At 67.0% G+C, this 24,610-nt stretch carries 21 protein-coding genes and 2 pseudogenes; 16 read left to right on the forward strand and 7 right to left on the reverse strand.

Annotated features, from left to right (window positions below):
* The first annotated feature begins 14 nt into the window (after positions 1 to 14).
* From LXE91_RS34295 to LXE91_RS34335, 9 genes and pseudogenes are all read left to right on the forward strand, one after another.
* Positions 15 to 1,245: pseudogene (locus LXE91_RS34295) on the forward strand (lipopolysaccharide biosynthesis protein).
* Positions 1,246 to 1,273: 28 nt separating this feature from the next.
* Complete coding sequence (locus tag LXE91_RS34300; RefSeq protein WP_039355751.1) at positions 1,274 to 2,473, forward strand: capsular polysaccharide export protein, LipB/KpsS family; 1,200 nt, start codon at positions 1,274 to 1,276, stop codon at positions 2,471 to 2,473.
* 1 nt (position 2,474) lies between these two features.
* Positions 2,475 to 3,005, forward strand: coding sequence for a serine O-acetyltransferase (locus LXE91_RS34305; RefSeq protein WP_039355748.1), 531 nt, complete (start codon positions 2,475 to 2,477; stop codon positions 3,003 to 3,005).
* On the forward strand, positions 3,002 to 3,946 hold the full coding sequence (locus tag LXE91_RS34310; RefSeq protein ID WP_039355745.1) for a glycosyltransferase: 945 nt from the start codon (positions 3,002 to 3,004) through the stop codon (positions 3,944 to 3,946). The genes LXE91_RS34305 and LXE91_RS34310 overlap by 4 nt, the downstream gene beginning before the upstream one ends.
* An 11-nt stretch (positions 3,947 to 3,957) precedes the next feature.
* The gene (locus LXE91_RS34315) at positions 3,958 to 5,040 is read left to right on the forward strand and encodes a glycosyltransferase (RefSeq protein ID WP_039355742.1); all 1,083 of its coding nucleotides are present in this window, start codon (positions 3,958 to 3,960) and stop codon (positions 5,038 to 5,040) included.
* A gap of 82 nt (positions 5,041 to 5,122) precedes the next feature.
* On the forward strand, positions 5,123 to 5,968 hold the full coding sequence (gene kdsA / locus LXE91_RS34320; RefSeq protein WP_039355738.1) for a 3-deoxy-8-phosphooctulonate synthase: 846 nt from the start codon (positions 5,123 to 5,125) through the stop codon (positions 5,966 to 5,968).
* Positions 5,965 to 6,517, forward strand: a pseudogene (locus LXE91_RS34325) (KdsC family phosphatase). Before kdsA ends, LXE91_RS34325 begins: the two are co-directional and overlap by 4 nt.
* On the forward strand, positions 6,501 to 7,298 hold the full coding sequence (gene kdsB, locus LXE91_RS34330) for a 3-deoxy-manno-octulosonate cytidylyltransferase (protein ID WP_039355735.1): 798 nt from the start codon (positions 6,501 to 6,503) through the stop codon (positions 7,296 to 7,298). The pseudogene LXE91_RS34325 and the gene kdsB overlap by 17 nt, the downstream one beginning before the upstream one ends.
* On the forward strand, positions 7,279 to 8,211 hold the full coding sequence (locus tag LXE91_RS34335) for a KpsF/GutQ family sugar-phosphate isomerase (RefSeq protein ID WP_039355732.1): 933 nt from the start codon (positions 7,279 to 7,281) through the stop codon (positions 8,209 to 8,211). Before kdsB ends, LXE91_RS34335 begins: the two co-directional genes overlap by 20 nt.
* Positions 8,212 to 8,228: 17 nt before the next feature.
* Here LXE91_RS34335 and LXE91_RS34340 read toward each other — a convergent pair whose 3' ends face one another.
* The 4 genes from LXE91_RS34340 to galU all read right to left on the reverse strand — a co-directional run bounded on the left by LXE91_RS34340 (position 8,229) and on the right by galU (position 12,447).
* On the reverse strand, positions 8,229 to 9,431 hold the full coding sequence (locus LXE91_RS34340; RefSeq protein ID WP_039355729.1) for a sialidase family protein: 1,203 nt from the start codon (positions 9,429 to 9,431) through the stop codon (positions 8,229 to 8,231).
* Complete coding sequence (locus tag LXE91_RS34345) at positions 9,428 to 10,621, reverse strand: hypothetical protein (protein WP_046196636.1); 1,194 nt, start codon at positions 10,619 to 10,621, stop codon at positions 9,428 to 9,430. Before LXE91_RS34345 ends, LXE91_RS34340 begins: the two co-directional genes overlap by 4 nt.
* Positions 10,622 to 10,949: 328 nt before the next feature.
* On the reverse strand, positions 10,950 to 11,537 hold the full coding sequence (locus tag LXE91_RS34350) for a phosphatase PAP2 family protein (RefSeq protein ID WP_039355726.1): 588 nt from the start codon (positions 11,535 to 11,537) through the stop codon (positions 10,950 to 10,952).
* Positions 11,538 to 11,562: 25 nt separating this feature from the next.
* A complete protein-coding gene (galU, locus tag LXE91_RS34355; RefSeq protein ID WP_039355724.1) occupies positions 11,563 to 12,447 on the reverse strand; it encodes a UTP--glucose-1-phosphate uridylyltransferase GalU in 885 nt (294 codons plus the stop codon).
* A 432-nt stretch (positions 12,448 to 12,879) separates the two neighbouring features.
* Here galU and LXE91_RS34360 point away from each other — a divergent pair, with 432 nt between their 5' ends.
* Together LXE91_RS34360 and LXE91_RS34365 are read left to right on the forward strand one after the other, a co-directional pair.
* On the forward strand, positions 12,880 to 13,041 hold the full coding sequence (locus LXE91_RS34360; protein ID WP_232736616.1) for a flagellar transcriptional regulator FlhD: 162 nt from the start codon (positions 12,880 to 12,882) through the stop codon (positions 13,039 to 13,041).
* 130 nt (positions 13,042 to 13,171) lie between these two features.
* Positions 13,172 to 13,480, forward strand: a complete 309-nt coding sequence (locus LXE91_RS34365; protein ID WP_039355719.1) for an H-NS histone family protein — start codon at positions 13,172 to 13,174, stop codon at positions 13,478 to 13,480.
* Between the two features lie 284 nt (positions 13,481 to 13,764).
* On the opposite strand, the gene LXE91_RS34370 is transcribed toward LXE91_RS34365, so the two are convergent.
* Positions 13,765 to 14,811 carry a DNA topoisomerase IB gene (locus LXE91_RS34370; RefSeq protein WP_039355715.1) on the reverse strand — a complete coding sequence of 349 codons (1,047 nt, stop codon included), beginning with the start codon at positions 14,809 to 14,811 and terminating at the stop codon, positions 13,765 to 13,767.
* A 24-nt stretch (positions 14,812 to 14,835) separates the two neighbouring features.
* On the opposite strand from LXE91_RS34370, the gene LXE91_RS34375 reads away from it, so the two are divergent.
* From LXE91_RS34375 to yjfF, 5 genes are all read left to right on the forward strand, one after another.
* Complete coding sequence (locus LXE91_RS34375; RefSeq protein WP_158077517.1) at positions 14,836 to 15,210, forward strand: hypothetical protein; 375 nt, start codon at positions 14,836 to 14,838, stop codon at positions 15,208 to 15,210.
* Positions 15,211 to 15,464: 254 nt separating this feature from the next.
* Positions 15,465 to 16,427, forward strand: coding sequence for an ABC transporter substrate-binding protein (locus LXE91_RS34380; protein WP_039355709.1), 963 nt, complete (start codon positions 15,465 to 15,467; stop codon positions 16,425 to 16,427).
* A 74-nt stretch (positions 16,428 to 16,501) separates the two neighbouring features.
* Positions 16,502 to 18,016: a sugar ABC transporter ATP-binding protein gene (locus LXE91_RS34385; RefSeq protein ID WP_039355706.1), complete on the forward strand. Its 1,515-nt coding sequence runs from the start codon at positions 16,502 to 16,504 to the stop codon at positions 18,014 to 18,016.
* Positions 18,013 to 19,053 (forward strand): ABC transporter permease, encoded by a 1,041-nt coding sequence (locus LXE91_RS34390; RefSeq protein ID WP_039355704.1) that lies wholly within the window; start codon positions 18,013 to 18,015, stop codon positions 19,051 to 19,053. The genes LXE91_RS34385 and LXE91_RS34390 overlap by 4 nt, the downstream gene beginning before the upstream one ends.
* Complete coding sequence (yjfF, locus tag LXE91_RS34395) at positions 19,050 to 20,138, forward strand: galactofuranose ABC transporter, permease protein YjfF (RefSeq protein ID WP_039355702.1); 1,089 nt, start codon at positions 19,050 to 19,052, stop codon at positions 20,136 to 20,138. Before LXE91_RS34390 ends, yjfF begins: the two co-directional genes overlap by 4 nt.
* A gap of 138 nt (positions 20,139 to 20,276) precedes the next feature.
* On the opposite strand, the gene LXE91_RS34400 is transcribed toward yjfF, so the two are convergent.
* Positions 20,277 to 22,625, reverse strand: coding sequence for a sensor histidine kinase (locus LXE91_RS34400; RefSeq protein ID WP_039355700.1), 2,349 nt, complete (start codon positions 22,623 to 22,625; stop codon positions 20,277 to 20,279).
* Entirely contained in the window at positions 22,618 to 23,454 is an 837-nt protein-coding gene (locus LXE91_RS34405) for a response regulator transcription factor (protein ID WP_039355697.1), read from the reverse strand. Before LXE91_RS34405 ends, LXE91_RS34400 begins: the two co-directional genes overlap by 8 nt.
* Positions 23,455 to 24,610: the final 1,156 nt, after the last annotated feature.

Raw genomic sequence — 24,610 nt, forward strand, 5'->3', positions numbered from 1 at the left:
AGCGGGGAGGCGCGATGATCAATCCCAGGGATTCGGTCGTTTCGCTGGCCGGTGTCGTGATCGGGCAGATCGCGCTGTTCGCGTCCATCTTCGTGATCGGGCGACGGTTCGGGCCGGAATCGCTCGGCCACTTCAACTACCTGCTTGCACTGGCGACCTTCGGCGGCACGCTGCTCGCATTCCGCTACGAACTCGCATGCGTCGACGACGACCCGCGCGAGTCGTTCAATGCATTCGTCAACGTGACGGCGCTGGGCCTGGCTGTCGTGGCCGTGTCGGTGGCGGCGATCGGCATCGCCGGTCGGGCCGACCTGGTCATCGTCGCGGTCTATGCACTGGCGTCGTTCGTGCAACTGGCCGCGGCTTCGTACCTGAACAGCATGAGGCGGTACGGATGGATCGCGCTGTCGCGCGTGATCGTCAACGGCGCATTTCTCGCGGGGCTCGTGCTGGCGCTGGCGTGCAGCGCCTGCGCGGGCACCGGCGTATTCGACCTGTATGCGTGGGTGAGTGCGGCGGTCTCGCTCGCGATGGCCGGTGCGATCCTGCTGGCCGGCTACCGGGCCGGCCATTCGTTCCGCTTGTCGCGCGGCTTCTTCGTGCGGAACCGCCGCTTTGCGTTGTACATCCTGCCGTCGACGCTGTGCGCGTCGGTGCTGACGTATGCGCTGTCGATCGCGATACCGCACTGGTTCGACGCGCAGAGCGCCGGCTACTTTGCCGCGGCGTACCGGCTCGGTTTCTTTCCGGTGTCGCTGATCGCGCAGAGCGTCGGCGGCGTGTTCCGGCGCGACGCCATCGGCGCGATGGCGCGTCCGGATGCCGCTACGACAGTGCCGCAGGTGTACCGCACCTACGCACGTGCGCTCGCGGGGCTCGCGGTCGTCTATATGGCGGGGGCTGCTGCTGTTCGAGCCGCTGGTCGGCCTGTTCTTCGGCGAAAGCTGGCGGGGCGCGGTCGGGTTCTATCAGAGCCTGATGCCGCTCTTCGCACTGCAGCTGATCTACGTCCCGCTGTCGCAGATCTTCCTCGCCACGCGTGCGCAGCGCGTCGATTTCCTGTTTCAGCTCGCTTGCGGCACCTGTCTCGCCGGTGCGCTGGGTGTGGCGCGGCTGATGAACCTGTCGGCGCCCGCAAGCGTGCAGATCTTCTCGTTGACGGGTGCGGTGCTGATGGCGGCCGGCATCGCGCTCACGTACCGGGTACTCGACGCGAACCTGTCCCGATCCCGGGCGCCGGCGTGACGGCGCCGCTACGACGAATGAACCCATCATGATCCTGATCGTCATCGATTCCCTCGAGCGGTACTTCTTCGCCACCCGGCTGGTGAGCGCCGTCAGGCACGAGTACGAGTTCGTATTCCTGACGAGCGAGCCCGTCGCGCATCTCGGCCTGCTGCTGGGCGGCTACCGGTCGGTGTACCTGAACCGCCTGATGCCGATCGATCTGCCGGACGGGGATGCGGCCGACCGGACGCCGTACCGGCTGTCGATCGAGGTGCTGAACGGGCAAATGACGGAAGCGCGCGCGAAGCGCGAGTCGGCGGCGATTTTCCATATCGCGTCGGCGCTGATGCGCGGCTGGCGAATCGAGCAGTGCGTGATGTGGAACGGGCAACAACTGGTGTGCCGTGCGGTTCGCCAGGCCTGCATCGTGTACGGCGTGGCGACCCGGTTCATCGAAATTTCGAATCTCCCGGGCAAGCTGTTCGTCGACTCGCTGGGCGTCAACGCGCTGTCGACGATCAGCCACCACCCCGAAGTCATCGATGGCCTGCCGCTGCCGGACGAGGAGACGCATGCGCGGTGGTTGTCGCGCTACGAGCGCGACAAGCGGATGCCGCTGCCGCAGGCGAGAACGTCGCTTGCACGCAAGGCGATGTCCGCGGCCAACTACGTGCTGAAGGTGGTCAGCCGTGGGGTGGCCCGCAAGCGCTTCGCCAGCGTGCGCGCGCGGAACGGGATGCCGGCGCCGCGGCAGGCGGCGTATCTGTCGACCGATACGCTGTCGACCTGTCGCTATGTGTTTCTGCCGCTGCAGGTGTCCGGCGATACGCAGATCAAGCTGCATTCGGACGTCGGCAATCTCGAGGCCATCCGTCACGCGTTCGAGCTCGCGGCGAACGAGAGCGCCGACCTGTTCGTGAAGCTTCATCCGGCCGAAACCGACGCGGCCGAGATCGACGCGATCGTGCGCCTGCAGGACACCTACCACTTCGAAATCGTCACGTCGCCGACCACGGACCTGCTCAAGCACGCGTATGCGGTCGTCACGATCAATTCGACGGTCGGGCTGGAGGCGATGCTGTACGGCAAGCGTGTGGTGTCGCTCGGCCGGTGTTTCTACAAGGAATTCGACCGCGATCGCCTGCTGAAGTACATCCATTCGTTCCTGATCGACGGAATCGACTACTTCGGCACCTCATGCATCCAGGCCGATGCGGCCCGGCGCGTGTTTGCGAGGCCTCATTGAGATGGCTGCCACGTTGCGACAGACCGCCGAGGCGATCGCCGAAGACTGCCGCCGCAATCCGTTCGTCAAGACGCGCTGCGTCGTGGTGTTCTACCGGATCGTGCATTACCTCGCGTGCAGGAGCCGGCTCACGCTGCTGGCCGGCGCACCGCTCATCGTGCTGTACATCGTGCTGTGCGACTGGCTGATGGGCATCGAGATTCCCGTGAAGACGAAGATCGGCAAGGGACTCACGATCTATCACGGCACCGGCCTCGTGATCAACGGCTACGCGGTGATCGGCGACTACTGCACGCTGCGTCACGGAGTGACCATCGGCAACACGACCCGGCAGGACGGCACGATCGACGGCGTGCCGACGATCGGCGATCACGTCGAGTTCGGCGTGCACAGCGTCGTGCTCGGCCCGATTCGGGTCGGCGATCGCGTGCGTATCGGCGCCGGGGCCGTGGTGCTGAGGGACGTGCCCGACGATCGCGTCGCCGTCGGCGTCCCGGCACGCATTCTCGACAACCGACAGGAGCCGAAATGAAAGTGTTCATTCTGCATCCCGGCAAGGCGAACTACCCCGAGATCGCCGCCTACGGGCATTGCCTGGGTGCGCACGGATTCGAGGTGTTCGACGGTGATCTCGACGCCTACGCGCGTTTTCCGGATCGGGACGCCTGCATCCTGTGGTGCATCATGGGCTTCTATCGCGCGTTGCCGCCGGCCCGGTACGTGATTCACGACTATCGCTCGCTGTCGGTCGGGCGGCTCGCCGCGATCAAGGATCGCGTGAAGCGCGTGCTCAACGTCCGCCCTGACCTGCGGATCTTCCAGAACGCGCAGATGCGCGAAGCGATGGCATTCCGCGACGACGTGCGGACGTTGTTGCTGCCGATGGGCGTGCCGGACTGGATCTTCGATCCGGCCGGCGTCGACGCGGAGGCAGCGCCAACGCCGTCGGGCCGGTTCTGCTACATCGGCGAGATGAGCCGCGAGCGCGGCTTTCACAAGGTGCTGGCGGCCTATCGCGACGCGCGGCGCGACGAGACGGACACGCTCGTGCTGGTCGGCCAGCCGGAGCCCGCGATCCACGCGGCGTTCGGCGATACGCCGGGCATCCGGTTCGTCGGTCGCGTGCCGCAGCCGGACGCGCTGCGTATCGTTCGCGAGAGCGACTACGCGGTGTGCTTCTTTCCGTACCACCGGCCGCACTGCTTCCAGACGCCGACGAAGCTGCTCGAATACGCGTCGCTGGGCAAGAAGATCGTCTGCAACGACGCGCCATCGAACGTGCGTACTGCGAACGAGCTCGGTATACAGTGCCACGTCACCGGCGCGACGATCTTCGACGAGCTGTTTCCGCTGTCGCGGATCCGCGCGAACGGTACCGACCCGGCTGCGATGAAGTCGCTCGAATGGGGGCGCGTCATCGAGCGCTCGGGCGTGCTCGCGTATATCGGCACGGCCGCGGCGCATCGTTCATGAGGCGCGAACCGATGAAGATCGTCCACCTCATCGAATCCAGCGCCACCGGCACGTTGTCGATGGTGTGCCTGATCGCGAATCGTCTCGCCCGCGAAGGCCATGACGTGCACGTCGTCTACTCGGTGCGACCGGATACGCCACCGGGGCTCGCCGCGATGTTCGATGCACGCGTGGCGTTGCATCACGTCCAGATGAAGGGGGCCGGCCTGGTGCGGACCGTGTTCCGGCTGCGCGCGACGCTGACGGCGCTCGGGCCGGACGTCGTGCACCTGCATTCGTCGTTCGCTGGTTTTCTGGGACGCTTGTCGACGCTGTTTGCGCTGCCGAAGGCGGCGTTCTTCTACAGCCCGCACTGCATTTCGTTCATGCGCCGCGATATCTCGACCGTGAAGCGGCTGGCGTTCGTCGGGCTGGAAAGGATCGCGTGTGCGCGGACGTGTCTTTACGTGGCCTGCTCCGAAAGCGAAGGCCGCGCGATCCGTGCGTGGCTGCGTCAGCCGGTGGTGGTGATCGAGAACGCCGTCGGCGACAGCGCGGCGCACGTTCGTGCGGACGACGCGGCGCCGTCGTCGGACGGCCCCCTGTGCGTGGCGACCGTCGGCGGCATCCGCACGCAAAAGGATCCCGCGCTGTTCGCGCAGATTGCGCAGGGCATGCGTGCAAGCGGCATGCGCTTCGTCTGGATCGGCGACGGCGACGATGCGCTGAAGGCGCGGCTGGCCAAGGCCGGCGTCGAGGTGACCGGGTGGTTGCCGCGCGACGAAGTGGCGCGCCGGCTCGACCGCGCCGACGTGTACCTGTCGACGTCGTCGTGGGAAGGCATGCCGGTGTCGGTCATCGAGGCGATGCTGGCCGGCCGGCCCGTCGTCGTGTCCGACTGTGCCGGCAACGTCGACGTCGTGCGCCATCTGCAGACCGGCGTGGTCTATACGACGGCAGCCGATGCGGTCGCTTGGCTGGCACGCCTCGCTGGCGACCATGCGTTGCGCGGGGCGCTTGGCCGGCGCGCCGGTCGCGAGGCGCGCCTGCGCTTCGGCGAGGAGCGTCTGTATGGAGAACTCGCGCCGCTCTATGCGGCGCGGGCTGCACGCTGACAGTCGTCACAGGCAACCCGGTCGGGCGGCGTCCGCCGGCGCGCGATGCGAACGACGCCGATTCAATTTCGTGGAGAACTGTATGAATGTATCGATTACGCCGGACGTCACGGTCGGCAACGGGTTGCCGTTCGTGCTCTTCGGCGGCCTCAACGTGCTCGAGAGCGTCGAGTTCACGCTCTACGTCTGCAGCCGGTATGTGGAAGTCACGCGCCGCCTCGGCATCCCGCTGGTGTTCAAGGCCTCGTTCGACAAGGCGAACCGCTCGTCGATCCACTCGTATCGCGGCGTCGGATTCGACGAGGGGCTCAGGATCTTCGAGGAGATCAAGTCGCGGTTCGGCGTACCTGTGATCACGGACGTGCACGAGGTGTGGCAGGCCGAACCGGCCTCGCGCGTCGTGGACGTGCTGCAGGTGCCGGCGTTCCTCGCGCGCCAGACGGATCTCGTCGTCGCGATCGCGCGGACCGGCAACGCCGTCAACATCAAGAAGCCGCAGTTCATGAGCCCGACGCAGATCGAGCACGTCGTCTCGAAGTGTCGTGAAGCCGGCAACGACAAGGTGATCCTGTGCGAGCGCGGGGCGTCCTTCGGCTACGACAATCTCGTCGTGGACATGCTGGGGTTCCGCCAGATGCGCGACGCGACGGGCGACTGCCCGGTGATCTTCGATGTCACGCACAGCCTCCAGACGCGCGATCCGCACGGCGCCGCATCGGGCGGCCGGCGGCGGCAGGTGCTCGATCTCGCGCGCGCCGGGATGGCGGTCGGGCTGGCCGGCCTGTTCCTCGAAGCGCATCCGGAGCCGGACCACGCGCGCTGCGACGGCCCGAGCGCGCTGCCGCTCGCGCAACTCGACGCGTTCCTGCAGCAGGTCAAGGCAGTGGATGATCTGGTCAAGCGGCTTCCGCTGCTCGATATCCGGTGAGCGGCGCGATATATCGCGGGCCCGTGCGCCTGGTGCTGTTCGACGTCGACGGTGTGCTGACCGACGGCACCCTGCACGTGACGGCCGAGGGCGAGGTCATGAAGCGCTTCCACGCGCACGACGGCGTGGCGGTGGCGCTGCTGCGCGCGCATGGCATCCGCAGCGGCATCCTGTCGGGCAAGCACAGCGGTGCGCTGGCGTGGCGGGCGGCGCAGCTCGGTGTCGACGTGCTGGTGACCGGCTGCGACGACAAGGCGGCCGGCTATGCCGGCATCAAGGCGCGGGCAGCAGATCGACGACCGCGAGATCGCGTATGTCGGCGACGACGTGAACGATCTGCCGGTCATCGAACGCGTCGGCGTGTCGTATGCACCGGCCGACGCGCATCACCTCGTCCGGGCGCGCGTCGATCACGTCGCCGGCACGGCCGGCGGCCGCGGCGTGGCGCGCGAGGTGGCCGAACACGTGTTGACCGGCGCAGGCCTGTCGCTCGACGACGCCTATCGGCCGTTGCTCGAACAGTGGAGGGGGCATGACGTCATTCAATAGTGCACGCCCGGTACATGTCGTGATTCCGGCGCGGTACGGTTCGACCCGCCTGCCGGGCAAGCCGCTCGTCGACCTGAACGGCGAGCCGATGATCGTTCGCGTGCACGCGCGTGTGAGCCGCGCGCTGCCCGGTGCGGACATCGTCGTCGCGATCGACGACGCGCGTATCGCGGAAGCGCTCGACGCGCGCGGCATCCGCTTCGCGATGACCGGCACCCATCATGCGTCGGGCACCGACCGCGCGGCGGAACTCGCGCGAGCGTCCGGCTGGCGCGACACCGACGTGGTGCTCAACGTGCAGGGCGACGAGCCGCTCGTGCCCGAGAGGCTGCTGAAGGCCTTTGCAGGCTACTGCGTTGCGGTGCCGGATCTCGGCATCGCGACAGTGGCGTGCCCGGTCGGCGATGCCGCGCTGCTCGACGAACCCGGCATCGTCAAGCTCGTCGTCGATCGCCGCGGCCGTGCGCTGTACTTCTCGCGCGCGGCGATCCCGTTCTGTCGCGATGGCCGGCCGGCGGGTGCGGACCTCGGCGGGCACCTGCGGCATATCGGCCTCTACGGTTATTCGAATGCGGCGTTGCAGACACTGGCGCATACCGCGCCGTGCGAACTCGAGCAGCTGGAGCAGCTCGAGCAACTGCGCGCGCTGTGGCTCGGCATGCCGATCGAAGTGATGCGCTGGCCCGATGCGCCGCCGGCCGGCGTCGATACGCCCGACGACGTGGCTCGCGTCGTCTCCTTTCTCAAACGGCAAACCCAAGATGAGACAGAACCACATTGAATCCGCCCGACAGGTCTTCGAGATCGAATCGCGGGCACTGGCCGGCGTCGCCGCGCGTCTCGACGTGAGTTTCGACGTGGCGGTCGAGACCATCCTCGGGTCACGCGGCCGAGTGGTCGTGTGCGGCATGGGCAAGTCCGGCATCGTCGGCCGGAAAATCGCCGCGACGCTTTCCAGCACGGGGACGCCCGGCTTCTTCATGCATCCGGGAGAGGCCTATCACGGCGATCTGGGCATGGTGACGCCGGACGATACGTTTCTCGCGATCTCGAATTCGGGGGAAACCGACGAGGTGATCAAGCTGATTCCGTTCCTGCGGAACAACGGCAACGATCTGATCGCGCTGACGGGCAATCCGTCGTCGACGCTCGCGAGCGCCGCGCGGGTCCATCTCGACATCGGCGTCGAACGCGAGGCATGCCCGTTGCAGCTCGCGCCGACCGCGTCGACGACGGCGACGCTCGCAATGGGCGACGCACTGGCGATCACGCTGATGCGGGCGCGCGGCTTCCAGCCCGAACATTTCGCGCGCTTCCACCCCGGCGGCTCGCTCGGCCGCCGGCTGCTGTCCACCGTCGACGACGAAATGGCGTGCCGGGATCTGCCGTTCGTGACGGAGGACACGTCGACGCTCGACGTGCTGGACGCGATGACGCGTGGGCGCCTCGGGCTCGCCATCGTGAAGCGGGACGTCGGCTGGGGCATCGTGACCGACGGCGATGTCCGCCGCGCGATCGAGCGGCACGGCGACGCCGTCCTGCGCCGCACGGCGGCCGACCTGATGTCGATCGAGCCGTCCACGGTGCCGCCCGGCACGCGGGTCGAGGATGCGTTGCTGCTGATGCAGGAGCAGCGGATCGGTGCGCTGCTGGTGTCCGACGGCACGAACATCGTCGGCGTATTCAAGAAGTAGGCGCGGGCCGCGGCGTGCTACTGCAGGCTTTGCGTCAGCGCCGTGGCTGCGGCGTCCTGGCGGAAGCGGGGGACGCGCAGGAACGTGATGAAATTCGAGTCGTGCTGGCTCGCCGCACCGCCTTCCGGATCGTCGAACGCGACGCGGAGCACCGCAATGAGGTCGTCGCCGTCGAATTGCCAGTCGACGTACTGGAAGCCGTGCCGTTTCGTGTCGGCGTGTTGCAGCAGGATTCGCCGGGCGGTCCACTGCCGGAGATCGGCGGAGGACAACAGCACCAGCGTGTTGCGGACGCGCTCGAGATTCGTCTGGCCGACGCTTTTCGGCACCGCGTTCGTGATCGTCCAGTACTGTTTCGACCGCGGGTCGAAGCGAATCGTGAACTTCTTCCCGGCGCCCGGCAGGTCGACGAAGTCGCGCGCCGGGTCGAACGACAGTGTCCGGCCGTCCCCGCCGGTCGCGACCAGCGCGGCCTTCTCCGGGCCGTTCGCGGTATTCACGCGCAGCATGAGCGCGGGCGATGCGCCTGGCCTGCTGACGACGTTGCCTTCCTCCCATGACTCGAATCTGCCGTCGAGCCAGCGCTTGTCCGACGGCAGGTGAACGGACGCGCGCCAGTTGCGCGCATCGAGCAGATCGCGATCGGCGGGCGCGGACATCACCAGCGCGCGCAGGTCGCCGTCCTCGACGCTTTCGTACGCGCGCCAGACCCGCCCGCGGTCGACGAGCACCGGAACCGGCCCGGTGATATAGCGGCCGGGATACGGCAGCATCCCGGTCGCGGCGTCGACCGGTGTGGTCCAGGTTGCGCCGCCGTCGTCGGATCGACGGATGGATGGCGTGCCCATCGAGCGATTGGTGCCCATCAGGTACAGCGAGCCGTTCAGCACGAACAGCGACGACCAGTATTGATCCGGCACGTCGCCGAGCCTGGACCACGTCGCGCCTTTGTCGTGCGACGTGAACACGGATACGTGGTTCTGCGACGCGGCGGCGCCGAACGTGTCGAAGGTCGCGACGTAGTCGCCGTTCGGCAGCACGGCCAGCGACGGCGAGCCGAGATAGACGCGCGTGGCCGCCCGGCTGTGCGCGACGACCTGGCCGGGCGGGGCCGGCACGGGTTCGGCGTTCGATGCCGTCGCCGCGCAGCAGGCGCACAGTACCGCGAGGATCGAACGCTTCACCGCGGCAAGGGGCGGCGGATACCGGAATGAGGTCATGTCACGTGTACCAGCGGTGTGCCGCCGGACGCGCTCGGGCCCGGGCGCACGACGATGCGCCTGCGGGGCGCGTCCTGGTCGGCCAGCACGACGAACAGCAGGAGGGTGAGCCAGAGCATGCCATAGAGGACGTGATACTTGAACAGCAGGATCGGCAGCAGATAGAGCAGGTATTTCCGTCGGCCCTTGCGGCGAAACAGAGCGAACAGCGTACCGAAGAACGCGGCGAAGCCGCCGGCGCCCGCGGCGAACACGAGGTAGATGTAGAACGAGCTGTCCCGCACCTGGTAGCCGCGCAGATGCGTTTTCCCGACGTTGTTCCGCTCGTCCCAGAACAGGCCGCCGCCGAATACGCCCGCGACCGCGTCGCGCTCGGTCAGTTCGGTCAGCACGAGCGTTCGGCTGCCGACCGCATCGTAGTCGACGGACTGGTTGACGCGCTGGTCGTACACGCTGTAAAGCCACGGAACGCACGCGAGCGCGACGACGATGACGGCGATCCGGGTCCGCAGCCGCCCGCGCCCGGCGAGGAAGTGCAGCCCGCACAGCGCCGCGCATACGGCCATCGATGCGACCGAGAAGCTGAGCAGCGCGGTGGCGAACCCGACGACAGGCGCGAGCGTAATGCGTCGCTGCGACAGCAGCAGGATCACCGCGCTCGGCACGACGGTCATCGCGTAGAAGGACGGTTCGGAATACAGGCCGAGCGCGCGGATCGAGATCAGGCTGTCGCTCAGGGCCTTGGTCGCGTAGAGCGCTTCCGAGTCGGATTCGCGGATATAGCTGTCGAAATCGATGAAGTTGCCCGTCGCGAGGTAATAGACGAGTTGAAACGTGAAGAACGCGGCGTGGACGTAAATGAGTGTCCTGCACGCCGTGTCGAGCGCGTGCCGCGTGAGTACGCCGCCGGCAAACATCCAGTAGCTCAGCGCGATATACGTCTGGATCAGCAGGAACTTGATGTAGAAGTTCACGTAGAAATCGCCGAACGCGGACAGGACGAACGCGACGCAGAGGGTGATCAGCCAGTACGCGCAAACCGGGAACAGGTGCCGCTGGCGCGTCATCAAGGTCGGCGCCCGGAGAAACGCGAGCGCGCAGAGCAGGAAGTACGCGGCGAAGGTCGCCCGCACGCTGAACGCATTGAGGGAGAAGAACAGTACGCTGGCTGAAAATAGCAAGGTCGACATGTGTGCGCCCGATCGGGGAATCCGGATGCGCCGCGCGCCGGCCGTTCCGGCGCCGCGCGGCGAGTTGCCGTGCGAAACGGGCGGGGCGCCTGTCGGACAGGGCGGGCTTGCCGGTTCGCACGAGGAATGCGCGCCCGCGGTTCGGGACGGCTGGCGCGCATTCAGGCGATCAAGCATAGAGGGCGGGAGGGCCGGGCGAGCCCGGTTGTCCGATCGCGGAGGGGTTCTGTCGTTTTCAGGCGGGATCGGCCGCGCGGATCGGGCGCGCCTGCCGGTCGAGCGGACGCTTTGCGTCGTCGCATGGCACGACAACGCGGAGCCGCAACCGTCAGTGCGGCATGGCGTAGCGCCCGCACAGAAATGGCGAGTACAGCTCGATCGCGGCCTGGATCGGTGCGTGACGGCCATACGCGGCGGCCGACACGGCAATCAGCGAGCCGGCGGCGAGCATCCGGTAGCGGGCGTCGATGCGCGGCGCACCGTGCCGCCGCACGAACGACAGCACGACCACGGAGCCGACGATCCAGCCGGCGACGACTTCCGACGGCGTGTGCGCATCGTCGAACACGCGTGCAACGCCGATCAGTGCGCCGAGCGCCAGCCCGAGCGACAGCGAGGTGCTCGGCCGGATCGGCGCGCAGCCGGCCAGCGCAATCGCGCAGGCCATCGGCCATACCGCCGACGCGAGCATCGTATGTCCGCTGATCACGCGGAAATCGATCGCGCGAATCTGGATGCCGCAGCCGGCATACAGCAACTTGGTGACGCCGACCAGCGCCATGCCCGCGGCAAGCATCAGCGCCCATGCCGCCGCGCCATGCCGCCCGACGCTCGAGCGCGTCAGCCAGACGATGCAGGCGACGGCAAGCGGCAACGTCATTGCCGCGTCGCCGAGATCGCTGACGGCCGCCCACATGATTGCGTTCCCGACGGACGCGTGCTCAGGCGGCCTGCAGCGCCGACATGCGCGCGGTCAGAAAACTCTCGAAATCCGCGGCCACTTCAGGGTGGCGCAACGCGAACTCGACCGTCGCCTTCAGATAGCCGAGCTTGCTGCCGCAATCGAAACGCGTGCCGTCGTAGCGATGCGCGAGCACCTGCTCGTCGGTCAGCAGCGACTGGATCGCGTCCGTCAGTTGCAGTTCGCCACCGGCGCCCGGACGCAGCGCACGCAGATGTTCGAACACCTTCGGCTTCAGCACGTAGCGGCCGACGACGCCGAAATTCGACGGCGCTTTCGCGGGCTCCGGTTTCTCGACGATCCCGGATAGCTTGAAGAGGTTGTCCTCCCAGCGCTTGCCGTCGATGACGCCATAGGATTTCGACGCCTCGGGCGCGATCTCCTCCACGCCGATCACCGACGCGTGATAGTGATCGAACACGTCGATCATCTGGCGCAACACGGGCGTCGGGCCGTCCAGCAAGTCGTCGGCGAGGATCACCGCGAACGGCTGGTCGCCGACGAGCTTTTCCGCGCACAGCACGGCATGGCCGAGCCCCAGTGCTTCGGCCTGGCGAACGTAGAAGCAGTCGACGTGGCTCGGTTTGATGCTGCGCACGAGCGACAGCAGTTTTTCCTTGCCGCGCGCCTCGAGCTCGGCCTCGATCTCATAGGATTTGTCGAAGTGGTCTTCGATCGCCCGTTTGCTGCGGCCCGTCACGAAGATCATTTCGGTGATACCGGCATCGATGGCTTCTTCGACCGCATATTGAATGAGCGGCTTGTCCACGACAGGCAGCATCTCCTTCGGGCTGGCCTTGGTTGCAGGCAGAAATCGCGTGCCGAGACCGGCAACCGGAAATACGGCTTTCGTCACTTTCAACATGATTTTCGGATTCCATCCGTTCAGGACTATTACCAACAATGCCGATGGCAGGTGGCGACGCGCGAATATCGTCGTCGTCGGTCGCAGGCGCTGCGCCGATCGCGCGAATGAACTCGCGCGCCGTTGAAAAATCGTAGGGGCGTTCGGGTTTCCGAGGGTGACCGAATCTAGGCTGAATCCGACAGCCGCGAATGTCGATTCGCGAAAGGCGAATGCGGATTTCCAGTGTGTCGGATGCCATCTAGGAATTGTCGGGATGATGCCGGCCGCATGACATAGATTCGGGCATCTATTACTGGACGGACTGGTCGCGGCGCCACGCCTGGCAGCCACGAAACCGCCGTCGGCTCGGGAGCGGCCATGACCGGACAGGGCGATATCTTCGATGCAATCGCGGAATTCAACCGCGCCTATCTCGTGCTGGCGCAGCGCATGTTGCGTGCCGACTACGAGCAGGGCAAGCGGCAATTGGGTATCTCGGACGACATTGCCGCGTCCATCGTCGCATTGACGCCGCATCAGATCGAGGCAATTGCGGCAAGCGGCGAGCTGTTCTGTGAATTTCGTATCGAAAATGCGCCGGGGCGCGCGTGACTGGTTTCCCGGGTTTCCCGAATGGACGTGCCGGGTTCGCAAATCGCGGCACTGCTGCGCGAATCGCCGGCGCCACGACGGTCGCGCCCATTCGGTCTTTTACAACGCAATGAACGTGTGGAGGAAGTGCATGTCCGGTTATCGCGAATTGAAGGCGCAAGCCGACGAGTTGATGAAGCGTGTCGAGGAAGCGCGGCTCGCCGAACTCGAGGTCGTCATACAGGAGGTTCGCAACCGTATCGCCGAATACGGGCTGACCGCGAGTCAGATATTCGGCCGTCCGGGCGGCCCCGGAAAAAGGGGCGCGCGAGGGACCGTGTCCGAACCCAGGTATCGCGATCCGAAAACCGGCGCGACATGGAACGGCCGCGGTCGTGAGCCCGGCTGGATCAAGGGAGGCCGTCGGGAACGCTTTCTGATCGAGCGCAACGCCGGTTGAGCGTGTACCGGCGTGACCGGCGGCGGCAGGTACTGCGAAATCGTCGAACTGGCGAGCGCGGTGCCTGCCGATTGTCGGCAACTGGATGGCGCGTTGCCGGGACGATCGACGCCGTTGCCGTCATGCAGTTGCGGGAACCGGGCGAACGACTCGCCGATCGTCGCCGAACTGCGACGTCGACGCTACCGTCGCTGCAGCGAAGCATTATTCCCTGCTCGATGCCCGGTTCCGCGAGCAACTGCGACAGCAGCGCGACCGCGAGCCCGCCGTGAGAACCTGCGCAGTCATTTCCCGATGCGCCGACCTGCGTAGCGGAGCAACGCGACGAACGCCGCTTCGTCCACGCGCAGCCCACGCGGCGTGCGCGACACCGCGAGCGTGGCGAGCGCACCCGCCTCGAACGCATCGAGCACGGCCGGATGGATGTAGCAGCGCCGGCACACGGCCGGCGTGTTGCGCAATAGCTCGGCCACCGCGCGCACGGTCTCGACGATCTGCTTGCGCGCGTGCGTGACGCCGCGATGCTCGGTGCGCCGCAACAACCCGAGCGCATGCACGCTGCCGGCCCAGGTCCGGTAATCCTTCGCGGTGAAATCGGCGCCGCCGGCCTCGCGCAGGTAGTCGTTCACGTCGGACGACCCGACCGGACGGCGTACGCCGTCGTCGTCCACATACTGGAACAGCTCGTGCCCGGGCAGCTCGGCGCAGCGCCGTACGATCCGCGCGACCCGCGCGTCGTCGACCGTCACGTCGTGTTCGATCCCGCTCTTGCCGGCGAAGCGCAGCTGAACCTGGCCGGGCTGAATTTTCAAATGACGCTTGCGCAACGTCGTCAGCCCGTACGAGCCGTTTTCGCGTGCGTATTCCGCGTTGCCGATCCGCGCGAGCGTCGTGTCGAGCAAGCGGACGATCGTCGCCACGATTTTGTCGCGCGGCATGCCCGGCAACGCCAGATCGCGCGTGACGCGCGCGCGGATGCGCGGCAGCGCACGCGCGAACGCGGCCATCCGCGCGTACTTGTTTGCGTCTCGCGTCTCGCGCCACAGCGGGTGATAGCGATACTGCTTGCGCCCGCGTGCATCGCGGCCGGTTGCCTGAAGATGACCGCGCGGGTCCATGCAGATCCACACATCGGTGTACGCGGGTGGAATCGCCAGCGAGTTGATACGGGCAATTTCGTCGGCGTCGCGCACTCGCACACCGTCCGGCCCGTAATACGCGAACCCATTGCGGACCGGCCGGCGTGTATAGCCGGGGCGGCGGTCGTCGACGTGACGCAGCGGCCCGGCAGGCACGCGTGCATTCGGCTGCGGCGGGGCGCGCTTCTTCATGCTGCGGCGCGTCGATCGACGTCAGTGCCGATCCGCGTATCGTCGGGCTGCGTTCCAGGCGGACATCCTGCGCGCACGGTTTTCTCCTGTTTGTGCGTACGTTTCGGCGTCGTGCAGCAAGAACCGTGCGCCATTCCCGGCACGCGCGCGGATGCCCGGCACAAGCGTGCGCCGGACGGGCGTTCGGGCGTTCGTTACCGCTGCATGGACGAAATGACGCAACGGCTTCGCCCGGACAAGATGACTGCGGCCCGATGTCGGCATCGGGCAGATCGTGTCGATGCCGTGTCGCGTTCGACGAACATCGAAGCTGCGATGGAGATCGCCGATGTCGGCTGGCACGAGCGTTTTACGATGCCGCCAGGCAACGCACCGGTGGTGCGCGGGGCCCGTGCATAGGCTGCGCAAACGCGGTCAAGGCCGGCCAGAACGGGCCGGGTCGTTCGTTTAGGTGTTTATACGTATGCCGAATCCGATATCGCCGCAATCCAATATTTCATTAGAAGGTTATCGGACTTGTTTCTAGACTGATGCGGGGCATGCAGACCGGGCCGGCGCGATGCCCCCGGCCGGCGCACAGCCCCGATCCGCGCCCGCGCCAAGCAGAAACACAACAGCGCAGCGGCAGACAACGACATCATCGGAGACGAACCATGACATTCATCAGGAAGCTGGCAGCCGGCGCGATCGTTGCCGCGGCGGCGGTGCTGGCCGGCGGCGCGCACGCGCAGCAGAAACCGATCACGCTCGGGTTCTCGCAGGTCGGCGCGGAAAGCGCGTGGCGCACCGCGAACACCGTGTCGGTGAAGGGCGCGGCGAAGGACGCCGGCATCAACCTGAAATTCTCCGACGCGCAGCAGAAGCAGGAGAACCAGATCCGCGCGATCCGCTCGTTCATTGCGCAGAAGGTCGACGTGATCGCGTTCTCGCCGGTCGTCGAATCGGGCTGGGAGCCCGTGCTGACCGAAGCGAAGGCCGCCCACATCCCGGTGATCCTGACCGACCGCGGCGTCGACGTGAAGGACCCGTCGCTGTACGTGACGATGATCGGCTCCGACTTCCTCGAGGAAGGACGGCGCGCGGGCCACTGGCTCGAGGAGCGCTACAAGAACGACGCAGGCCCGATCAATATCGTCGAGCTGCAGGGCACGGTCGGTTCCGCGCCGGCCAACGATCGTCGCGCGGGCCTGCTCGAAGTGATCAAGAACAATCCGAAATTCAAGGTGATCGCGTCACAGAGCGGCGACTTCACGCTCGCCGGCGGCAAGCAGGTGATGGAAGCGTTCGCGAAGACCTACGGCAAGCAGATCAACGTCGTCTACGCGCACAACGACGACATGGCGCTCGGCGCGATCCAGGCGATGGAAGAGGCCGGCATCAAACCCGGCAAGGACGTGAGCGTCGTGTCGTTCGACGCGACGAAGGGCGGCTTCCAGGCGATGGTCGCCGGCAAGATCAACGTCGACGTCGAATGCAGCCCGCTGCTCGGCCCGCAACTGATGAGCGCGGTGAAGGACGTCGTCGCCGGCAAGCAGTTGCCCAAGCGCATCGTGACGAACGAGACGGTGTTCCCGATGAACGTCGCGGCCCAGGTGCTGCCGACCCGCAAGTACTGAGCCACGTACCGACGATCCGGCGCGGGCGGCGGCGTGGCGGCCGCCCGGGCACTGACCGCTTCGAGGGAGGATGCATGGAGAGATCGCCGGTGGTCGAGATGATCGGCATCGACAAGTCGTTTCCGGGCGTGAACGCGCTGCAGCGCGTGAACTTCCGGCTGTTTCCGGGTGAGATCCACGCGCTGATGGGCCAGAACGGCGCGGGCAAGTCGACGCTGATCAACGTGCTCACCGGCGTGCATGCGCACGACGCGGGCGAGATTCGCGTCGGCGGCGCGCCGGTGAATTTCGCCGCGCCGCGTGAGGCCGAGGCGGCCGGCATCCAGACGCTCTACCAGGAAGTGAACCTGTGCGCGAACCTGTCGGTCGCGGAGAACATCTTCGCGGGCCGGCAGCCGATGCGGCGCGGCGCGATCGACTGGAACACGATCCATGCGCGCTCGCGCGCGGCGCTGGCCGAACTCGACCTGTCGCTCGACGTCACGCGCTCGCTCGACGCGTATCCGATCGCCGTGCAGCAGATGGTGGCGATCGCACGGGCCGTGTCGGTCGACGCGCGCGTGTTGATTCTCGACGAGCCGACGTCGAGCCTCGACGACGGCGAGGTCGCGCGGCTGTTCGACGTGCTGCGTCGGCTGAAGGCATCGGGCATCGCGATCCTGTTCGTCACGCACTTTCTCGAGCAGACCTATGCGGTGTCCGACCGGATCACCGTGATGCGCAACGGCGAGCGCGAAGGCGAGTATCTCGCGCGCGACTTGCCGGTCGACGTGCTGGTCGCGAAGATGACCGGCCGCGAACGGATGTCCGACACGCTGCAGGCCGGTGCGGCAGCGGTCGAACGCACCGCGGGCGAGGCGGAACCGTTCCTGTCGATGCAGCAGGTCGGCCGGCGCGGGATGATGAGCCCGCTCGACCTCGACGTGCGGCCCGGCGAGATCGTCGGGCTGGCCGGGCTGCTCGGCTCGGGGCGCACCGAAACCGCGCAGCTGGCATTCGCCGCGGAACGTGCGGACACCGGCGCGATCGAGATCGACGGCGCACGCACGCGGCTCGCGTCGCCGCACGACGCGGTCCGCAACGGCATCGCGTATTGCCCGGAGGATCGCAAGAAGGAGGGCATCGTCGCCGCGCTGTCGATCCGCGAGAACATCATTCTCGCGCTGCAGGCGCGGCGCGGCTGGTGGCGGCTGATCGGGCGGGCACGGCAGCGCGAGCTCGCCGATACGTACATCGCACGGCTCGGCATCAAGGCGCGCGACGCGGAGCAGCCGATCGGGCTGCTGTCGGGCGGCAACCAGCAGAAGGTGCTGCTCGCGCGCTGGCTCGCGACGGAGCCGAAGCTGCTGATCCTCGACGAGCCGACGCGCGGCATCGACGTCGCCGCGAAATTCGACATCATGGAGCGCGTGCTCGCGCTGTGCGCGCAAGGGCTCGCGATCCTGTTCATCTCGTCGGAGATCAGCGAAGTCGTGCGCGTGAGCCACCGGATCGCGGTGTTGCGCGACCGCCGCAAGGTCGCCGAACTCACCGGCGCCGATGCATCCGAGGAGCAGGTGTACCGGCTGATCGCGGGGGGCCAGTCATGACGCTGCTGCGCACGCTGTTTCGTCATTCGCTCGCGTGGCCTGTGTTGACGCTCGTGCTGCTGTTCGCGCTCGACGTCGCGCATCGCCCGGGCTTCCTGTCGATCACGCTGCTCGACGGTCACCTGTTCGGCGCGCCGGTCGACATCCTGAACCGCGCGGCGCCGCTCGTGATCGTGTCGCTCGGGATGACGCTCGTGATCGCGACCCGCGGGATCGACATCTCGGTCGGCGCGATCGTCGCGATCGCAGGGGCGGCCGCGGCGATCGTGCTCGACGCGGACCCGTCGCGGGTCGGCACGGCACTGGCCGCCGCGCTCGGCGTCGGGCTGCTGGCCGGCGCATGGAACGGGCTGCTGGTGGCGTTCGTCGGGATGCAGCCGATCATCGCGACGCTGATCCTGATGGTGGCCGGCCGCGGCGTCGCGCAACTGCTGACGGGCGGCCAGATCATCCCGATCGGCGCGCCCGGCTACCTCGCGCTCGGCGGCGGCTATCTCGCGGCCGCGCCGTGCGCGGTGTGGATCGCGCTGGCGACGATCGCCGCGACCGCGCTGCTGGTGAACCGCACCGCGCTCGGGCTGTTCATCCGTGCGATCGGCGTGAACCCGGTCGCGACACGGCTCGTGGGGTTGCGCTCGGGCGCGATCGTGTTCGGCGTGTACCTGTGCTCGGGCGTGATGTCGGCGCTCGCGGGCATCCTGGCCAGCTCGAACGTGCGCAGCGCCGACGGCAACAACGCGGGGCTGCTGCTCGAACTCGACGCGATCCTCGCGGTGACGCTCGGCGGCACGTCGCTGCTCGGCGGCCGCTTCAGCCTCGCCGGCTCGGTGCTCGGCGCGCTGATCATCCAGACGCTCACCTACACGACCTATTCGATCGGCGTGCCGCCGGAGGCGACGCTCGTCGTCAAGGCGGTCGTCGTGATCGTCGTGACGCTGATCCAGTCGGACGCGGCGCGCGCGCTGGTCGTCCGGCACGCGTCGCGGCTGCTGTCATCCGCGCGTTCGCGCGCCACCTCCGGAGCGACGCCGCGATGAACCGATTCCTTGGCCGGCTCGCCGATCCGCGCACACTGCCGATCGTCGTGACGGTCGTGCTGTTCGCCGCGCTGTTCGGCTTCGGGTCCGTGACCTACACGGGCTTTTTCTCGATGCAGGTGCTGACCGGGCTGCTCGTCGACAACGCCTTCCTGCTGATCGTCGCGATCGGGATGACGTTCGTGATCGTGTCGGGCGGGATCGACCTGTCGGTCGGCTCGGTCGTCGCGCTGACGACGATCTTCTGCGCGGTCGGCGCCGAGCGGCTGCACTGGCCCGTGTGGGTGATCGTGCCGCTGGCGCTCGCGTTCGGCGCGCTGTACGGCGCGGCGATGGGTGCGTTGATCCATTATTTCCGGCTGCAGCCGTTCATCGTCACGCTGGCCGGGATGTTTCTCGCACGCGGCGCGTGCTTCCTGATCACGACGCAGTCGATCACGATCAACGAGCCGGTGTTTCATGCGATCGCGGGCTTCAGCGTGCCGGTGGGCGGCGGCACGTTGAGCGCGGGCGCGTTGATCGCGCTTGCGACGCTGGCCGGCGCGATCTACGTCGCGCATTTCACGCGCTTCGGCCGCAACGTCTACGCGATCGGCGGCAACGAGCGTTCGGCGCTGCTGATGGGGCTGCCGGTCGCGCGCACGAAGGTCGGCGTGTACGCGCTGAGCGGCTTCTGTTCGGCGCTCGGCGGCGTGGTCTTCACGCTGTACGTGCTGTCGGGCTACGGGTTGCAGGCACAGGGGATGGAGCTCGACGCGATCGCCGCGACCGTGATCGGCGGCACGCTGCTCACCGGCGGCGTGGGCTACGTGATCGGCTCGGTGTTCGGGGTCGGCATCCTCGGCACGATCCAGGTGCTGATCACGTTCGACGGCACGTTGAGTTCGTGGTGGACGCGGATCGTGGTCGGCGCGCTGCTGTGCGTGTTCTGCGTGCTGCAACGGGTGATCGAACGGCACGCGGCGCGGCGGCGCACGGGCGGCACGGGGCTTGGGGCGCCGAGGTCGAAACGGGGCCCCGCACAGGCGCGGCCGGCATCGCCCGACGAGGATGCCGCGCTGGTTTCGACGATGCGGCGGCTGTAGCGCGCGCATCGGTCCGCGGGGGCGGCAGCGGCACGAAGCATCCTGACGCGACGGCGGGCGGTGCCGATGCGCGGGCTGCCGCATCCGGCGGCCCGCCGGTGCCCGATCGGCGCGCGTGCGACGCGGTGGCCTTTGCTGTCAGGCCGATCCGGCTGCGTCGGCTTCGGCGTCGAACGTCGTCGCGGCGCGGCGCGCATGTTTCAGCGAGCCGGCCAGTTTCCCGATCGCGTCCAGATCGAGCGCATCGAGGTGTTCGCGCACGTCCCGCACGAAGGCCGCGTAATCCGGCTCGTCCGCATACGGGCCGAGCCATTCCTCGATATCGGTCAGCTGCCCGTTGTCGGCCAGCAGGATCAGCTGGTCGAGCGCATCGTCGGGCGGGCACGGCATCGTGGGCGCGGGGGCGTCCGGCTCGGCCTCGCCGTCCGGATGGAACCGCCGGACGAGCTCCGACACCGGCACGAGCGCCTGCCCGACGGCCGGCGCGACGATCGCGAACGAGAATGCCGTGCCGACGCCCGGCTGGCTGGCGACGGCCAGCTCGCCCCCCATCGCGCCGACGATGCGCTGCGCGATGAACAGGCCGAGCCCAGTGCCGCCGTTCACGGCCTGCACCTGCTGGTACGCGCGGAAGATGTCGCGGTTTCCGCTGATGTCGATTCCGATGCCCGTATCGGCCACTTCGAACAGCAGGCGCCAGGTGTCGCCTTCGCGCGCGGCATGAATCGACAGCGTGACCGTGCCGTCGCGCGTGAACTTCGATGCGTTGGACAGCAGGTTGAGCAGCACCTGCTGCAGCCGCATGCCGTCGATCGACACCGTGCGCGGCAGCGGCGTGGCCGGCCGGTAGACGAACCGGTTGTCCTGTTGCGCGCACAGCGCGACCGCATAGTGGCCGATGTCGTCGAGCAGGCCGGGCAGGTCGGTGGCGTCCGGCGTCACGCCGAGCGGCTGCAGCTCGGCCTTCGTGAACGCGAGCAGTTCGTCGATCAGCGTGAGCTGGTAGCGGATGCTGCGGTCGATCGACCGGATCAGCCGCGCCTGGCCGCGCGTCGCGCCTTGCAGCAGCAGCTTCGCGTAGCCGTTGATCGTGGACAGCGGCGCGCGCAGGTCGTGGCTGACGTAGCCGAGCGTCTCGATCTTCTGCTGCATGTGGGTCGTCACCTGTTGCAGCGCGTCGTTGAGCGCGAGCGTGCGTCGTGCGACTTCGTCGCGCAGGCGATCCTGTTCGGTGAGTTGCCAGTGCTCGAGCCGCTTCCTCGCCTCGGTGCGCTGGCGGCCGACGTGATGGATCCACGCGGCCAGCACCAGCAGGTGCGTGGCGAGCCCGACGATCGGGATGACGGGGTTCGGGAAGATGTCGGATTTCAGCCAGGCGAGCGCCGGCGGCAGCGCGTTCATGCCGTCGAGCACGCGGATCAGCATGTTGAAGGTGGCGATCGCGATGGCGATCAGCATCACGCGGCCGGTCGGCGTCCGGCGGATCGCGAGCAGCAGCGCGAGGCTGATGTTGACGATCGCGGTCAACGCGTTCAGCCGCAGGCAGAACCACGTGAACGTCAGCAGGTCGCCGCAGGCGGCGCCGATCATGCCGACACCTTCGAGCGCAATGAATGCCATGTAGATCGCGCGCATCGGCAGCTTTGCCTGCTCGCGCCGGGCGACCATCAGGATGAAGAGGAAGAAGCAGGAAACCGCCAGGTACGCGAAGATCACTTCGCCGCGCGCCGACCATTCACGCAGCGCAGGCGGCAACGCCATCGCCAGATAGCCGCGGTAAGCCGCTTCGAACAGCGTCGTGCCCAGCGCCACCGCGGCCAGCACATGAAACACGCCGCTGCGTGAAAAGAACCCGATCAGCAGCGCGCACCACATCAGCGCGAGCAGCCCGCCGAAGAAGCCGAAGTCCCACATCGTCGCGCGTCGTTCCAGCGCATCCCACGCCGCACGCGTGAACGCGGCCGGCGCGAGCCGCATTTCCTTGCGCGATGTGACGCGGATCAGCACGGGGACGCTTTCGCCGGCGCGCAGCGTGACGTCGAGTGCCGGGTAGCGCGACGATGGCGCGGCAGCATCACCGCCGGGGCCGGCGGCCGGGAAGCGGCTGTCGAGTGCCCACCGGCCGTTGCGGGCTATATAGAAGTCCGCCTGGTCGACGCGGGCGTCGCGAATCACCAGCACCAGCGGGCGCGCGACATTGTCGCGGTTGGTCAGCGTCGCGCGGATCCACCACGCCGATCGCGAGAACTCGACGTTGAACGACGACGTGCCGGCCACCGGCGTGCCATGCGCCGGATCGGCGAGCCGCGCGGCTACCTGATCGGCGGACATCGTGGTGCTTGCGTCCTCAAATACCGACACGGCGTCCAGTTGCGCGGGGTTCGGCGCCGACGCGGCGCGCGCCGTCGCGCACATGACGGCCATCGCGAGCAGAAACAGCAGCACCGCGCGACATCCGGCTGCCCATGCCGCGTGGCGCCTAACCATCGTGATGGTGCGCCCCGGGTGTGGCGGGCGGGGCATTGACCGCATGGCGCTGGCGCCGCCAGTCAGACGGCGTGATGCCGAAGCGTTCGCGGAAGGCGGTGGCGAAGTTGCCGGGCGTGGAAAAGCCGATTTCCTCGGCGATGTCGCCGATCCCCATCGACGTCTCCGCGAGGAAGTGCATCGCGGCGCGCAGGCGCGTGTCGCGCAGATATTCGAACACGGTCTGGCCGAGATGGTCGCGGAATACGCGGGACAGGCGCTTCTCGTGCGTACCGACCTGTCTGGCGAGCGCCTCGAGCGCCGGCGGATGGCGCAGGTCGCGCAGCAGGACCTCGGACGCCGCGCGCACGAGGGCCGCATCCGGGTTGTCGGGCAGCTCGGGCAGATGCGCGAACGGCTGGCTGCGCCGCGCGCGTTTCAGGTGATTGCGGATCCGGGCCAGCACTTCGGTCGGCTCGAACGGCTTGATGATGTAGTCGATCGCGCCGGTTTCGAGCCCCGCGATGCGATCCTCGAGATCGCCCGCGGCCGTCAGGATGATGACCGGGATCGATTGCGTCGAAGGCGTCGATGCCAGCAGCCGGCACGCGGCGAAGCCGTCCATGCGCGGCATGCGGACATCCATCAGGATCAGGTCGGGCGCGATCGCCTGGGCACGGTGATACGCCTGCAGCCCGTCGAACGCGACACTGATCCGGCACCGTGCGGCACGCAGGATTTCCGTGAGGAGCCGCAGGTCGTTCGGGCGATCGTCGACGACAAGAATATGTGCGTCAGCAAGATCCGGCGTAGGACGAGGCGGCGCCGGACTGGACGAGCGGGATGACATGGTTGCGGAAGCGTTGGAAGGGTGGCCGGTCAGATGATGTGCATCGCGGTCTGCGCGATTGTTGCGAAAAATTATATGCCGACAACAAGTCACATTGTGAGGATTCCGTGCGACATGTGGGGGCTTGTGCGGCGGGGTGTTGCGTGTTTGCCGCCACGGCGTCCGGCCGGACGAAACGGAAGTGGAAAAACATGCCGAACCGGAATTTAATGATCGGTCTTTATTGCCGGAATGATTTGGAATAATTTGAATTGGAAGGGATGTGGAATCAGTTTGACGTACGTTCAGTACGTCGACACCTTCCATGTAAAGAGAATGAAGAAATCGCGGGTCTGAGGATTAATTTTTTCTCGATGTCCGGTCGGAATCATGTTAGTCGAGAAATCGCATTTTTCGTTGAAATGTATGAATGTAAATGCTGTCCGCTCCGGAAAAGGATTTTTCCGCTCAGGAAAAGGTTCGTTCTGGCGGATGCCAGCACACTAGCCCCGGCGCGGCTGGAATCGGTTCTTTGAAACGGTCGGGATCGCGCGGATCGCATGCCGAAGTTTCATTCCGATGCAAGCGATACCAATGAGACATTGACCGATGTTCGATTCCAGGATATGGGATGGCAGCGGCGAACAAATAACTGGCACGAGGGTAATGCAAATTTCATTGTTCATCGAATACGTTGCGATATAAGAGAAATCGGTGAATTCTGGAAAGCAGTTGGGATGTGGGGCACCTGTCGAGACGAAATTGTCAAGGAAATTCGATCGATTAATTCGGTGCAGGGGTCGTCAGGCAAGTCGTCGATGCTTTCCGGGATTCCGGAAAAGCGTTTGAATGCCGGACGGAAAAGGGTGAGTGGCTGCGCGTGGGCCGTCCGGGGGTTCGATCCATCGGGGGACGGTCGCGCGCGGCGCGCTCTCGAATCAGGCGGGTACGAAAACGATGAGCACAACAGGCATGACAGGCCAACGCACCGGTTCGCACGAACCGGCCGCGCATGCTTCAGTCCCGGGGATCGCACGGCGCCATCCTCCTTCTCCTCCTGAATGAAACAGGGCGGGCCGCCCCCGGGTGCGGGCCGGCTTTTCGCCTATCCGGCGTCTGAATGACGCTTTCCCATGAGATTCGAGGTCGTCGCGGGTTCGGCGCGACGGCGCGCGCG

Origin of the sequence: Burkholderia contaminans (assembly GCF_029633825.1) — a bacterium.
Classification (GTDB): Bacteria; Pseudomonadota; Gammaproteobacteria; order Burkholderiales; family Burkholderiaceae; genus Burkholderia; species Burkholderia contaminans.